The organism is Mycobacterium sp. DL, assembly GCF_039729195.1.
Classification (GTDB): domain Bacteria; phylum Actinomycetota; class Actinomycetes; order Mycobacteriales; family Mycobacteriaceae; genus Mycobacterium; species Mycobacterium hippocampi_A.
Genome location: NZ_CP155796.1, coordinates 4854678 through 4868605 on the forward strand (window position 1 = coordinate 4854678; position 13928 = coordinate 4868605).

General features: G+C 68.5%; 11 protein-coding genes. 7 read left to right on the forward strand and 4 right to left on the reverse strand.

Annotated features, from left to right (window positions below; genetic code table 11):
* Positions 1–84 precede the first annotated feature (84 nt).
* Complete coding sequence (mfd, locus tag ABDC78_RS23195; protein ID WP_178360414.1) at positions 85–3729, forward strand: transcription-repair coupling factor; 3645 nt, start codon at positions 85–87, stop codon at positions 3727–3729.
* Positions 3730–3759: 30 nt separating this feature from the next.
* Positions 3760–4761, forward strand: a complete 1002-nt coding sequence (locus ABDC78_RS23200) for a nucleoside triphosphate pyrophosphohydrolase (RefSeq protein WP_178360413.1) — start codon at positions 3760–3762, stop codon at positions 4759–4761.
* Here ABDC78_RS23200 and ABDC78_RS23205 read toward each other — a convergent pair.
* On the reverse strand, positions 4708–5976 hold the full coding sequence (locus ABDC78_RS23205; RefSeq protein WP_178360412.1) for a Dyp-type peroxidase: 1269 nt from the start codon (positions 5974–5976) through the stop codon (positions 4708–4710). The genes ABDC78_RS23200 and ABDC78_RS23205 overlap by 54 nt on opposite strands.
* 7 nt (positions 5977–5983) lie before the next feature.
* Positions 5984–6922, reverse strand: coding sequence for an EfeM/EfeO family lipoprotein (locus tag ABDC78_RS23210; RefSeq protein ID WP_178360411.1), 939 nt, complete (start codon positions 6920–6922; stop codon positions 5984–5986).
* 210 nt (positions 6923–7132) lie between these two features.
* On the opposite strand from ABDC78_RS23210, the gene ABDC78_RS23215 reads away from it, so the two are divergent.
* From ABDC78_RS23215 to ABDC78_RS23235, 5 genes are all read left to right on the forward strand, one after another.
* Positions 7133–7864: a lytic transglycosylase domain-containing protein gene (locus ABDC78_RS23215; RefSeq protein ID WP_178360410.1), complete on the forward strand. Its 732-nt coding sequence runs from the start codon at positions 7133–7135 to the stop codon at positions 7862–7864.
* 83 nt (positions 7865–7947) lie between these two features.
* On the forward strand, positions 7948–9237 hold the full coding sequence (eno, locus tag ABDC78_RS23220) for a phosphopyruvate hydratase (protein ID WP_178360409.1): 1290 nt from the start codon (positions 7948–7950) through the stop codon (positions 9235–9237).
* A 3-nt stretch (positions 9238–9240) separates the two neighbouring features.
* A complete protein-coding gene (locus ABDC78_RS23225) occupies positions 9241–9996 on the forward strand; it encodes a septum formation initiator family protein (protein ID WP_178360408.1) in 756 nt (251 codons plus the stop codon).
* On the forward strand, positions 9989–10480 hold the full coding sequence (locus ABDC78_RS23230) for a DUF501 domain-containing protein (RefSeq protein WP_178360407.1): 492 nt from the start codon (positions 9989–9991) through the stop codon (positions 10478–10480). Before ABDC78_RS23225 ends, ABDC78_RS23230 begins: the two co-directional genes overlap by 8 nt.
* Before the next feature lie 31 nt (positions 10481–10511).
* Positions 10512–11459 (forward strand): Ppx/GppA phosphatase family protein, encoded by a 948-nt coding sequence (locus tag ABDC78_RS23235; RefSeq protein ID WP_178360406.1) that lies wholly within the window; start codon positions 10512–10514, stop codon positions 11457–11459.
* 43 nt (positions 11460–11502) lie between these two features.
* Here the strand turns inward: ABDC78_RS23235 and ABDC78_RS23240 are convergent, their stop codons facing one another.
* Both ABDC78_RS23240 and ABDC78_RS23245 read right to left on the reverse strand, forming a co-directional pair.
* Positions 11503–11967 (reverse strand): DUF4383 domain-containing protein, encoded by a 465-nt coding sequence (locus tag ABDC78_RS23240; RefSeq protein ID WP_178360405.1) that lies wholly within the window; start codon positions 11965–11967, stop codon positions 11503–11505.
* A 75-nt stretch (positions 11968–12042) separates the two neighbouring features.
* Positions 12043–13914, reverse strand: a complete 1872-nt coding sequence (locus ABDC78_RS23245) for a propionyl-CoA synthetase (protein WP_178360404.1) — start codon at positions 13912–13914, stop codon at positions 12043–12045.
* Between the last annotated feature and the right edge of the window lie 14 nt (positions 13915–13928).

The window sequence follows — 13928 nt, forward strand, 5'->3', positions numbered from 1 at the left end:
CTGCTCGCCGAGTAGCCGAGGATCGGCGCTCACAGATTGCCCACTGCCGCAAGACCTTCGGCGGGTGCCTACGATGGGAGCGTTATGACCGTATCGGGGACCCTCGGTGTCCACACCCCGATCGCGGGCCTCGTCGACCTGGCGCTGCGTGACCCCTCCCTGCAGGAGGTGGTCGGCCGTGCTGCCGACCGGCCCGCTGATCTTGCTCTTGTCGGCCCGGCCAGCGCACGGGTGTATGTGGCGTCCGCGCTGGCTCAGGGCGGACCGTTGCTGGTCGTCACCGCCACCGGACGTGAAGCCGACGACCTGACCGCTGAGTTGCAGGGCGTGTTCGGCGACTCCGTCGCGATGTTCCCGTCCTGGGAGACGCTGCCGCACGAACGCCTCTCCCCGGGGGTGGACACGGTCGGTGCCCGCCTGATGCTGCTGCGCCGGTTGTCGCACCCTGACGACGAGCGTCTGGGCCCGCCATTGCGGATCGTGGTGACGACGGCACGGTCGCTGCTGCAGCCGATGGCCCCCGATATCGCCGACGTCGAGCCGGTCACGCTGACCGTCGGCGCCGAGCAGGAGTTCGATTCGGTCATCGCGCACCTGGTGGAACTGGCCTACACGCGGGTGGACATGGTCGGCAAGCGCGGTGAATTCGCGGTGCGCGGCGGCATTCTCGACGTCTTCCCGCCAACGGCCGAGCATCCCGTGCGGATCGAGTTCTGGGGCGACGAGGTCTCCGAGATGCGGATGTTCTCCGTGGCCGACCAGCGGTCCATCCCGGAGATCGACATCACCACGATGATCGCGGTGCCGTGCCGCGAGGTACTGCTCACCGCCGATGTGCGCGACCGTGCTGCCGCGTTGTCCGCCGAGCACCCGGTGCTGGAGAACAGCGTGTCGGGCAGTGTTCCCGACATGCTGGCCAAGCTGGCCGAGGGAATCCCGGTCGACGGGATGGAGGCGCTGCTGCCGCTGCTGCGGCCCACCGACCTGAAGCCACTGTCGGATCATCTCCCCGAGGGCGCCCCGCTGCTGGTCTGCGATCCGGAGAAGGTGCGGACCCGCGCCGCCGATCTGATCAAGACCGGACGCGAGTTCCTCGAGGCGTCGTGGTCGACCGCGGCGGTCGGTGGAGATGCGCCCATCGACATCGAGGCGATGGGGGCCTCCGGGTTCGTCGGCTTCGGTGAGGCCCGCGACGCGGCCCGCGCGGCCGGGCATCCGTGGTGGACGCTGAGCCAACTCGACGACGGTGGCGGCCAGGCGCTCCCGCTTGATATCCGGCCGGCTCCGTCGGCGCGGGGCCAGCAACACAACGTCGAAGAGATCTTCGCGATGTTGCGCGCCCATGTCGCCACCGGGGGACTGGCGGCAGTCGTCACCCCCGGCACCGGCACCGCGATGCGCGTCGTCGAGCAGCTGGGCGAAGCAGACACTCCCGCAACGATGTTGGAGTCCGGCGCCGCACCTCGGGAAGGTGTCGTCGGGGTCATCAAGGGCCCGCTGCACGACGGTGTGGTGATCGGAGGCGCCAACCTGGTCGTGGTCACCGAGACCGACCTGACCGGCAACCGTGCCGCGGCCGCAAAAGGCAAGCGGCTGGCCGCCAAACGCCGCAACGTCGTCGATCCTCTGGCGCTGACCGCGGGCGACCTGGTGGTCCACGATCAGCACGGCATCGGTCGATTCGTCGAGATGACCGAGCGGGTGATCGGTGGGGCCCGGCGCGAGTACCTGGTGCTGGAGTACGGGTCGGCGAAACGTGGCGGCGGCACGGACAAGCTGTATGTGCCGATGGACTCGCTGGACCAGCTGTCCCGCTACGTCGGTGGGGAGGCACCGACGCTGTCCCGGCTGGGCGGCAGCGACTGGGCGAACACGAAGACCAAGGCCCGACGCGCGGTCCGCGAGATCGCGTCCGAGTTGGTCACGCTCTACGCCAAGAGGCAGGCCTCACCGGGGCACGCGTTCAGTCCCGACACCCCCTGGCAGACGGAGATGGAGGATGCGTTCGGCTTCACCGAGACGGTCGATCAGATGACCGCCATCACCGAGGTGAAGTCCGACATGGAGAAGCCGGTGCCGATGGACCGGGTGATCTGCGGCGACGTCGGCTACGGCAAGACCGAGATCGCGGTGCGGGCGGCGTTCAAGGCGGTGCAGGACGGCAAGCAGGTGGCGGTGCTGGTGCCGACGACTCTGCTGGCCGACCAGCATCTGCAGACCTTCACCGCGCGGATGGCGGGTTTCCCCATCACGGTGAAGGGACTGTCGCGGTTCACCGATCCCGCGCAGTCGCGCGCGACGCTCGAGGGGATGAAGGACGGCTCGGTCGACATCGTCATCGGCACCCACCGGCTGCTGCAGACCGGGGTGACGTGGAAGGACCTCGGTCTGGTCGTCGTCGACGAGGAGCAGCGCTTCGGCGTCGAACACAAGGAGCACATCAAGTCGATGCGCACCCACGTCGACGTGCTGACCATGTCGGCGACTCCGATTCCGCGCACGTTGGAGATGAGCCTGGCCGGCATCCGGGAGATGTCGACGATCCTCACGCCGCCCGAGGAGCGCTACCCGGTGCTGACCTATGTGGGTCCGCACGACGACAAGCAGGTCGCCGCCGCGCTGCGCCGCGAGATGCTGCGCGACGGGCAGGCGTTCTACATCCACAACCGGGTCCGTTCCATCGACCAGGCCGCGGCCAAGGTGAGGTCGATGGTGCCCGAGGCCCGGGTGGTCGTCGCGCACGGGCAGATGCCCGAGGAGCAACTCGAACGCACCGTCGAGGGTTTCTGGAACCGCGAGTACGACGTGCTGGTGTGCACGACGATCGTCGAGACCGGCCTGGACATCTCCAACGCCAACACCCTGATCGTCGAGCGCGCCGACACCTTCGGCCTCTCGCAGCTGCATCAGCTGCGCGGTCGGGTGGGGCGCAGCCGGGAACGGGGATACGCCTACTTCCTGTATCCGCGCGAGGTTCCGCTGACCGAGACGGCCTACGACCGGCTCGCCACGATCGCCCAGAACAACGAACTCGGTGCGGGTATGGCCGTGGCGATGAAGGACCTCGAGATCCGTGGCGCCGGAAATGTGCTGGGGGCCGAACAGTCCGGGCATGTGGCCGGCGTCGGCTTCGACCTCTACGTGCGCCTGGTCGGCGAGGCCGTAGAGGCGTACCGGGCCGTCGCTGACGGGAAAACCGTTGCTGCCGTTGAGGAACCGAAGGATGTCCGGATCGATCTGCCGGTCGACGCGCACTTCCCGCCGGACTACATCGGCAGTGACCGGCTGCGGTTGGAGGCCTACCGGCGGCTTGCTGCCGCCCACGATGACGCCGCGGTCGACTCGGCGATCGAGGAACTCGACGACCGGTACGGCCCGCTGCCGGAGCCGGCGCAGCGTTTGATCGCCGTCGCCAGGCTGCGGCTGCTGGCGCGGGCGCACGGGATCACCGAGATCGGGGCGGTGTCGGCATCGACCCTGAAGATCTCACCGCTGACACTGCCGGACTCCGCGCAACTGCGACTCAAGAGGCTGTATTCGAGCGCGGCCTACCGCGCAACCACGTCGACCATCCAGGTCCCGATCCCGCGGGCGGGCAGCGGTGTGGGGGCTCCGCGGCTGCGTGATCTGGAGCTCGTGGCCTTCGTGGCGGGATTGGTACTGGCCATCGACGGGAAACCCCAGGAAGAAGTTGATATAACCAAGTTCGGAGGTACCGCTAGCCAATGAAAGACGCGAGAACGACATGAGCAGGAGCCGATGACGGTCGTCCTGGTCGACCCCCGCCGCCCGTCGTTGGTTCCCATCGACGCGATCGCCCTGCTGGCCGGTGACGTCCAGTACACCGAGGAGATGCCGATCAAGGTGCCGTGGTCGCTGCCTGCGGCCCGGCCGTGTTTCTCCGACGCGCCGGAGGACGAGCCCGCCGCGGTGCTGCTGTCCTCCGACCCCGCCCACCCGTCGGTGACGATGCGGATCGCCGCGGGGGAGCGGGTGATCTCGGTCGAGCCGCAGTCCGGCGAGCGTCTGGTGGATGCGGTGGCGATGATGGACAAGTTGCGCACCGCCGGCCCGTGGGAGAGTCAGCAGACGCACGACTCACTGCGGCGCTATCTGCTCGAGGAGACCTACGAACTGTTCGACGCGGTGCACAGCGGTGATCTCACCGAGTTGCGGGACGAGCTCGGAGATGTGTTGCTGCAGGTGCTTTTTCACGCCCGCATCGCCGAGGATGCACCCGAGAAGTCGTTCGACATCGACGACGTCGCCGACGCGCTGGTCCGAAAGCTCGGCAACCGGGTGCCCGCGGTGCTCGCCGGTGAGTCGATCACGCTGGAAGATCAACTGGCTCAGTGGGAGCAACGCAAATCGCTGGAGAAGCTGGCCCGCGAGTCGATCATGGACGACATCCCCACCGCGCAACCCGCGTTGGCGTTGGCGCAGAAGGTACTCGCCCGGGCCGAGACCGCCGGACTGCCGGCTGATCTGATCCCCGAGGCGATCACCACGGTGACGGTGTCGGCCGACTTCGATGCTGAGAACGCTTTGCGCTCAGCGGTTCTGGAGTTCATGGATGAGGTGCGTGCTGCCGAGCGCGCCGTCGCGGCGGCCAACCGGGGCGCCGAGGTCGCCGAGGAGCTCGACGACGCGCCGCCGGTGGCGATCGACGAGGACGATTGGCGTGCTCACTGGCCGTCGGCTACCCGCTCAGTCGACCAGCAGGTCGCCGAGGAAGCGGTCGTCGCCGGTGACCCCGGGTAGGACGAAGAAGAACCCGCCACCCACCGGCATGATGTACTCCTCGAGCGGTTCGCCGGTCAACCGACTCTGAACGGCGAGGAAGCCCTTGTCGAGACTGCGTTGGTAGGCGATGAAGGCCAGTCCCTGGTCGAGTCGTCCGGCCCCGTCGAAACCGCGTGAGTAGTTGAAACCGCGGCGCAGTATCAGGCTGCTGTCGGTCTCCGGTGTCCGCGGGTTGGCGAGCCGGATGTGGGCGGTCAGCGGAATCCGGGCGCCGTCGGGATCGGACGGGTAGTCCGGATCGGTGAATTCGCCCGACAGGCCCAGCGGATCGCCGCTGACTTTCGTGCGTCCGATGAGCGCCTCCTGCTCGACGAGCTGGGTGCGATCCCAGAACTCGACGAACATCCGGATGATGCGCACCGCCTGATAGGAACCGCCCACCGCCCAGTCGGGTTCGCCGTCGTCGGGCGACACCCAGACATGGCGGTCCATCACGGTGCCGTCCTCGACGTCGAGGTTGGCCGTTCCGTCCTTGAATCCCAGCAGGTTGCGCGGGGTCCCGGCCTCCGAGGCGCGTCCCGCCCCGATCCCGCGGGCATAGCCGTCGATCATCCACCGCAGCACCAGGTCGCTACGGGTGCGCCGCATCAACTGCCGCAGCGCGAACTGCATGGTGTCGTTGTGGCCGGCTTCGAAGATGATCGAGATGTCCCCGTGGGACAGCTTCGGATCCAGCCGGTCGTTGGCCAGGAACGGCATGGTGACCAGTTCCCTGGGTTTGCGATCGGCGAGGCCGAACCGGTCGTCGAACAGTGACGCGCCGACGCCGACGACGATCGAGAGGTTGTCGGCCGGCGGCTTGTCGCCCAGGATCCCGGAGTCGACGGGCGGGAAGGCGGGGTCGCGGGTCTCCGGCGGGTGTCCCGCCATCAGTCCCCGGATCTCCTCGGTCAGTTCCCGCAGCGTCGCCGTCAGCCCTGCCCGGTCCTTGGACAGCACGTTGAACGACGCGATCAGGCCCTGTTCGGGGATGGGCAGGGAGGTGATCCCGGTCTGGTGCTCACCTTCGAACGGCACGAACCGCTCGACGGCTCGGGCCGGTGCCGTCTCCCCGCTCGCGGAGCAACCGACAAGAGCCCCCGCGCCCACCGCGACGCCGGTGCCCAACGCTCCGGTGACGAACCCGCGGCGGGACAGTCCCGGACGCCCCCGTCCGTGCGGACCCCGACTCACTGCGGACTCACTGCAGCTTCAGCACTCCGGACACCTGGGACAGGTTCTCGGAGAGTCCGGCGAGCTCCGCCTTGAGCGTGTCGATCGTCGCGGCATCGACGGTCACCTCGGGGCAGCGGGGCGACGGGTACGGGTCGTTCTCGGTGCAGAACAGCACCCAGCCGTCACCGTCGCGCAGCGGGCGCATGGTGTCGAACACCGAGGTGAGCCCGGCCTCGATCTTGCCCAGCAGGGCCGGATCGGCTTCGACCAGCGCCGGGGTGAGCTTGTCCACCGCGGCCTGCGAACCCTGCATGTTGGCGTCGAAGTCCCACAGGTCGGTCTTGGCGTAGCGGTCTTCCTCGCCGGTGATCTTGCCTTCGGAGACCTCTTCGATCAGCTCGGCGGCACCGTTGGACACATCGACCGGTGTCACCTCGACCGTCGGGAACTGCTCTTTGAGGGTGGCGATGTCGGCGTCGAGTTGGTCGGCGAACGGGGCGCCGCCCTCGGTGGTGTTCTCCGAGAACAACAGGAACTCCAGGCGGTGCCACCCGGTGAACGCGGGATCGTCGACACCTTCGAAGTCGTCGACGCGTGCGTCGACCTTGCCGTCGATCTCCTCCACCAGTCCGGCGAGCGGCTCGATGCGCTCCCACGGCATCCGCGACGGCGCATACGCGGCCTGTGCGGCCTGCAGGTCGCCGGCGCGCACGGCGTCGGTGAACACCTTGACGACAGTGACGAGCTCGTCGATCTGCGCGGTGGCGTACGCCTTGTACTCCGTCGCGGCCTGCTCGGTCAGCGGGTTCGGGGCAGCGGCAGCCGACGTCGCAGCCGAGGTGGTCTCGGCAGCGCTGGTGTCACCGCCGCTGGCATCGTCGCCGCCGGAGCTGTTACCGGAACAGCCAGCGAGAACCAGCCCGAGGGCCGCGACCGACACTGGCCAGGCGAGATGCCGCTTCATTGAGCCTCCTACTTGGTGGGTGCGTGAACAGTACATTGTGAAGCTGGGACAAGGGTAGGCACACCTAAAATCGCAGAATTCTGATGGCGGAGCGCCCTCACGACGACGAATTTCTGCGGGTGACGGACGGTCCCCGCGGCGGTGTCTTGAGGCGACCATTCCTCGGCACATGGCAGCATGGTTGTGACCACAGTGGGTTGAGGGAGTCCGGTGACGCGGGTGCGTTGGCTGCAGGCGATGGCCGTGATCGGCGCGACAGCGCTGCTCCTGGCTTCGAGCTGTTCATGGCATCTCGGGACCCCCATCCCCGAGGGCGTGCCGCCACCCGCCGGTGATCCGGTGCCACAGATCGACACCTTCGCCGAAGGTCGGCCCGCTGACCAGCTGCGTGAGTGGGCGGCAGAACGTGCGCCCGCGCTCGGCATCCCGGTGACCGCGCTGGAGGCCTACGCCTACGCCGCCCGGGTGGCCGAGGTGGAGAACCCCGACTGTCACCTGTCGTGGACCACGCTCGCGGGAATCGGCGAGGTGGAGAGCCATCACGGCACCTACCGCGGGTCGCGCATCGCCCCCAACGGCGACATCTCGCCACCGATCCGGGGCGTCCTGCTCGACGGGACCAACGGCAACCTCGAGATCATGGATCACGAGGCGGTCAGCCACGACGGCGAGGAGTCCTACGCCAGGGCGATGGGGCCGATGCAGTTCATCCCGGAGACGTGGCGGCTCTACGGCGTCGACGCGAACAACGACGGCGACGTCAACGCCGACAACATCGACGATGCGGCGCTGTCGGCGGCGGGGTATCTGTGTTGGCGCGGAAAGGATCTCAGCACACCGCGTGGCTGGATGGAGGCGCTGCGGGCCTACAACCTCTCCGATGTGTATGCCCGGACCGTTCGGGACTGGGCGACGGCCTACGCATCCGGACATGCGCTCTGAGCACACCGTCGGGCGGCGCACGCTCTAGGCTCATGGTCGAGCCCGTGTGAGAGTCCTGTAGGCAGAGATCCAAGGAGGCAGCTGTGCCCATCATCGAGCAGGTCGGAGCCCGCGAGATCCTCGATTCCCGGGGAAACCCGACAGTCGAGGTCGAGGTGGGCCTGCTGGACGGCACCGTTGCCCGTGCGGCGGTCCCGTCAGGTGCATCAACCGGTGAACACGAGGCCGTCGAGCTTCGCGACGGTGGATCCAGGTACCTCGGAAAAGGTGTGCAGAAGGCCGTCGAGGCGGTGCTCGACGAGATCGCCCCGGCGGTGATCGGGCTCGGTGCCGACGAACAGCGGCTGGTGGATCAGGCACTGCTGGACCTCGACGGCACCCCCGACAAGTCACGACTGGGCGCCAACGCGATCCTCGGTGTGTCGCTGGCCGTGGCCAAGGCTGCGGCACAGTCCGCCGAGCTGCCGCTGTTCCGCTACATCGGCGGACCGAACGCGCACATCCTCCCGGTGCCGATGATGAACATCATCAACGGCGGCGCCCACGCCGACAGCGGCGTCGACGTCCAGGAGTTCATGATCGCGCCCATCGGGGCGCCGTCGTTCAAGGAGGCGCTGCGCTGGGGTGCGGAGGTCTACCACGCGCTCAAGTCGGTGCTCAAGAAGCAGGGTCTGTCCACCGGGCTCGGTGACGAGGGCGGGTTCGCGCCCGACCTGCCCGGTACCACGGCGGCGCTGGACCTGATCATCTCCGCCATCGAAGCCGCCGGCCTGACGGTGGGCAGCGATGTGGCGCTGGCGCTCGACGTCGCCGCGACCGAGTTCCACACCGAGGGCACCGGCTACGCGTTCGAGCGGGAGACCCGCAGCGCCGAGCAGATGGCGTCCTTCTATGAAGGCCTGGTCGGCGCCTACCCGCTGGTGTCCATCGAGGATCCGCTGTCGGAGGACGACTGGGACGGCTGGGTGGCACTGACCACCGCGATCGGCGACAAGGTTCAGATCGTCGGCGACGACCTGTTCGTCACCAACCCCGAGCGTCTCGAGGACGGCATCGACAGGGGCGCCGCCAATGCGTTGCTGGTCAAGGTCAACCAGATCGGCACCCTGACCGAGACGCTCGACGCGGTCTCGCTGGCTCACAACAGCGGCTATCGCACGATGATGAGCCACCGCAGCGGTGAGACCGAGGACACCACCATCGCCGACCTCGCGGTGGCCGTCGGCAGCGGTCAGATCAAGACGGGCGCCCCGGCCCGCAGCGAGCGGGTCGCCAAGTACAACCAGCTGCTCCGCATCGAGGAGGAACTCGGCGACGCTGCCCGCTACGCCGGTGACCTGGCCTTCCCGCGATTCAATCCGGAGACCAAATAGCCCGTGCCCGAAGCGAATCGGCCCGACCCCAGGCGGCGGCCCGCCGCGGACGCGAGGAGCAAGAAGGCGCCGGCGTCGCGGCCGGGGAAGTCTGGCGACGTCGGGCGGGCCAAGCCGCGGGCGAGTTCGTCGCCTCGTCGGGATGTCCGCAGCATCGAGGCGCGGCCGGGTAGGGAGATCGCCCGGGTCCGTGAGGCCCCCGACGAGCCGGCGGTTCCCGACGGATCCGATCCCGCGGTGGGCGATTCGATCCGCGATTCCATTGCCGCGGCGGCCGAACGGGCGTCCGAGCAGCGATTCGGATCCGCCGCGCGGCGGGCGGCGATCCTGGCCGCCGTCATCTGTGTGCTGACCTTGACGATCGCCGGCCCGGTGCGGACGTACTTCGCGCAACGCACCGAGATGAAGCAACTCGAGGCGTCCGAAGCCCAACTGCGGGAACAGATCGCCGAACTCGAAGAGCAGAAGGACAAACTGGGCGATCCGGTGTTCATCGCGGCGCAGGCCCGGGAACGGTTGGGCTTCGTGATGCCCGGCGAGATCCCCTACCAGGTGCAGCTCCCGCCCGGCGCCGCGGTGCCTGGTGCCCCCACCGAAGAACTCGCCGAGGTGAACAGCGGGGACCCCTGGTACACCGCGCTGTGGCACACCATCGCCGAGGTGCCGCAAGGCATTCCGCCGACCGCGCCGCCCAGTCCGCCCGGCGCACCCGGTGCGCCCGAACCCGTCGCGCCCGGCGCGCCGCCGCCCGGTGGTTGACCAGGTCGATCTCGACGCCGTCGCGCGGCAGTTGGGCCGGGAGCCCCGGGGCGTGCTCGAGATCGCGTATCGCTGTCCCAACGGCGAGCCGGCAGTGGTGAAGACAGCGCCGAAACTTCCTGACGGAACGCCGTTTCCGACGCTGTACTACCTGACTCACCCGGCGCTGACGGCCGCCGCGAGCCGGCTCGAGTCGTCCGGCATGATGCGGGAGATGACAGAACGGCTGGCGCAGGATCCGGAGTTGGCCGCGGCGTACCGTCGGGCGCACGAGTCGTATCTGGCCGAACGTGATGCGGTCGCACCGTTGGGCACGACGTTCTCCGGGGGCGGTATGCCGGATCGGGTCAAGTGTCTGCACGTGGTGATCGCACATTCATTGGCGAAAGGACCGGGTGTGAACCCGTTTGGTGACGAGGCGTTGGCGGTGTTGGCGGCCGAACCCGCGATGGCCGGCATTCTGGACCGGGAGACCTGGACGTGACGGGCGAGCGAGAAGCGAAGCGGGATCGCGCATGACAAGAGTCGCCGCTGTGGACTGCGGAACCAACTCGATCCGACTGCTGATCGCCGATGTCACCGACGGCCGGTTGACCGATGTGCACCGCGAGATGCGCATCGTGCGTCTCGGACAGGGTGTCGACGCGACCGGTCAGTTCGCCCCCGATGCGCTGGAACGCACCCACGCAGCCCTGGCCGACTATGCCGAGCTGATGGCCCGTCATGGCGTGACGGCCATCCGGATGGTGGCGACGTCGGCGGCGCGGGATGTCTCCAACCGCGAGACGTTCTTCGCGATGACGTCGGAGATCCTGGGCGCCGTCGTGCCCGGTGCGGTGGCCGAGGTCATCACCGGAGCCGAGGAAGCCGGGCTGTCCTTCCACGGGGCGATCGGTGAATTGGACTCCGCCGCAGCTCCTTTTGTGGTTGTCGACCTCGGTGGCGGCTCGACCGAGGTGGTCCTGGGTGCTGAGGACTCCGACGAGGTGGTGGCCGGCTTCTCGGCGGACATCGGTTGCGTGCGGCTCACCGAGCGCTGCCTGCACTCCGATCCGCCCACCGCGGACGAGATCGCAGCGGCGCGCGCGGTGGTGCGCGAGGCACTGGCTGAGGCGCTGCGCCTGGTGCCCGTCGAGCGGGCCCGGACCTGGGTCGGGGTGGCGGGCACGTTCACGACGCTGGCCGCGCTGGCCAATCAGATGACCACCTACGACTCGGACGCCATCCACCTGTCCCGGGTCGGGTTCGAGGACCTACTCGGCGTGTGCGCGGATCTGCTGGTGATGACCCGCCAGCAGCGGGCCGCGCTCGGGCCGATGCACGAGGGCCGTGTCGACGTGATCGGTGGGGGAGCGATCGTCGTGCAGGAACTGGCCGCCGCCCTGGGCGAGCGTGCGGGCATCAGCGAACTCGTTGTCAGCGAGCACGACATTCTCGACGGCATCGCGCTGTCGATCGGGTGAGCGCCGGTCACCTCCTCGCGGCGCAACCAACCAATGGCAGCACCTAGGCGGCGGACCGCATTCTGCGCGGTCGCCGCTTGGTCGGGTCGCGCTGGCCGGCCAGCGTGACCGCGAGCAGCACCATCACCCCGCCCAATCCCGCGTGCAGCCAGTTGTCGGCACTGTTGAAGGGCAGGACGTGGGCGCTGCTGCCGTGTTCGACGAACATTCCGTAGAGCCACAACCCCAGGTAGATCAGCCCGCCGCCCAGCAGGTAGGCACGGGCGCCCGCGTAGGACCGGGCCAGGATGAAACCAGCGGCGCCGATCAGCAGATGCAGGATGTTCACCAGCGCGGACACCAGGAAGGTGCCGAAAAGCATTGCGCCGGAGCGCTGCCCCGCCCAGGCGAGCTGGTCGAGATGAGTGGTCACCCCGGGAACGAAGCCCAGCACGCCGATCAGCACGAGCGCCGAGCCCACGATCAAGGCCGCACCCTGGACAGCCATGTACTTCGGCGTGCCAGCCATTCGGGCCTCCCGTCACAGCACGTTTTTGACGTGTGTGTTCAGGAAGTACCCACCCTCGGGGTCGGGTGAACCTGGTCAGGACCGAAGAATCGGCGTGAGTGCGTCGAGCACCGCGGGATCCTCGATGGTGGAGGGCACCGGCTCGTCGCGGCCTGCGGCGATGCCGCGCATCGTCTTGCGCAGGATCTTGCCCGACCGTGTCTTCGGCAGCGCCGGCACGACGTCGACCAGCTTGAACGCGGCCACCGAGCCGATCTCGTCGCGCACCAACTTCACGAGTTGCTCGGCGAGACCGTCGGTGGCGGCGCCCGCCTTGACGACCACCAGCCCTCGCGGGGCCTGCCCCTTGATCTCGTCGGCCACTCCGATCACCGCGCACTCCGCCACCGACGGGTGGGTGGCGAGCACCTCCTCGATCGCCCCCGTCGACAGGCGGTGCCCGGCCACGTTGATCACGTCGTCGATGCGGCCCATCACGAACAGATAGCCGTCCTCGTCGAAGCGACCGCCGTCGCCGGTGAGGTAGTAGCCGGGATGTTCGGACAGGTACGACGCCTCGAACCGGTCCTCGGCGTTCCACAGCGTGGGCAGCGTGCCGGGCGGCAACGGCAGCCGGATGCAGATCGCGCCCTCCTGGCCGATCTCGCAGCCGTTCCCGTCGTCGTGCAGGATGTGCACGTCGTACCCGGGCATCGGAACGGTGGGCGATCCCGGCTTGAGCGGAAGCTGTTCGGTGCCCATCGGATTGGAGGCGATCGGCCACCCGGTCTCGGTCTGCCACCAGTGGTCGATGACCGGGATGCCGAGCTTGTCGGTGGCCCAGTGGTAGGTATCGGGGTCGAGTCGCTCCCCGGCCAGGAACAGATACTGCAGCGCTGAGAGATCGTAGTCGGCAAGGTATTTGCCTTCCGGATCCTCCTTGCGGATCGCCCGGATCGCTGTGGGTGCGGTGAAGAGCGCCTTCACACCGTGTTCGGACGCCACCCGCCAGAACGCTCCGGGATCGGGGGTGCCGACGGGCTTGCCTTCGTAGAGCACCGTCGTCGCGCCCACCAACAGCGGGGCGTAGACGATGTAGGAGTGGCCGACCACCCAGCCGACGTCGGAGGCCGCCCAGAACACGTCGCCGGGCCCGATGTCGTAGATGTGCTGCATGCTCCACAGCAACGCGACCGCGTGCCCGCCGTTGTCACGGACGATGCCCTTGGGCTTGCCCGTGGTCCCGGAGGTGTAGAGCACGTAGAGCGGGTCGGTCGCCGCGACGGGCACCGCGTCGACGGGCGACGCGCTCGCCATCGCGTCCTCCCAGTCCACATCTCGACCCTCGACGAGGTCGCAGCGGTGCCGATCTCGTTGCACCACAACACAATGCTGCGGAGGGTGGGACACCATCGCCACCGCGGCATCGAGCATCGGCTTGTACTCGACGACGCGGGACGGCTCGATCCCGCACGACGCGGACACGATCACCGTCGGCCGGACGTCGTCGATGCGCACCGCCAGTTCGTGCGGGGCGAACCCGCCGAACACCACCGAGTGCACCGCACCCAACCGGGCGCAGGCCAGCATGGCGATGACGGCCTCGGGGATCATCGGCATGTAGATCACCACCCGGTCGCCGCGGCCGACACCGAGGCCGCGCAGTGCGCCGGCGAACCGGGCGGTGTGGTCGAGCAGTTCGGCGTAGGTGTAGGTGCGCTTGGTGTCGGTGACCGCGGAGTCGTAGATCAGCGCGGGCTGCTCGCCGCGCCCGTTCTCGACGTGGCGGTCCAGCGCATTGGCGCAGGTGTTGAGTTCGGCGTCGGGGAACCAGCGGTAGAACGGCGGATGCGTGTCGTCGAGGATGCGCTGCGGCTCGCGGGTCCAGGTGACCGCGGTGGCCGCATCGGCCCAGAAGGCGGCCGGGTCATTGATGCTGGTGTCGAAGAGGTCGCGGTACCGGGGCATACCAAACGGTAAAC

Excerpts from the sequence above, each read along its gene's own strand:
- mfd (WP_178360414.1), top strand. The coding sequence starts at position 85 with ATGACCGTATCGGGGACCCTCGGTGTCCACACCCCGATCGCGGGCCTC.
- ABDC78_RS23200 (WP_178360413.1), top strand. The coding sequence starts at position 3,760 with ATGACGGTCGTCCTGGTCGACCCCCGCCGCCCGTCGTTGGTTCCCATC.
- ABDC78_RS23210 (WP_178360411.1), bottom strand. The coding sequence starts at position 6,922 with ATGAAGCGGCATCTCGCCTGGCCAGTGTCGGTCGCGGCCCTCGGGCTG.
- ABDC78_RS23235 (WP_178360406.1), top strand. The coding sequence starts at position 10,512 with ATGACAAGAGTCGCCGCTGTGGACTGCGGAACCAACTCGATCCGACTG.
- ABDC78_RS23240 (WP_178360405.1), bottom strand. The coding sequence starts at position 11,967 with ATGGCTGGCACGCCGAAGTACATGGCTGTCCAGGGTGCGGCCTTGATC.
- ABDC78_RS23245 (WP_178360404.1), bottom strand. The coding sequence starts at position 13,914 with ATGCCCCGGTACCGCGACCTCTTCGACACCAGCATCAATGACCCGGCC.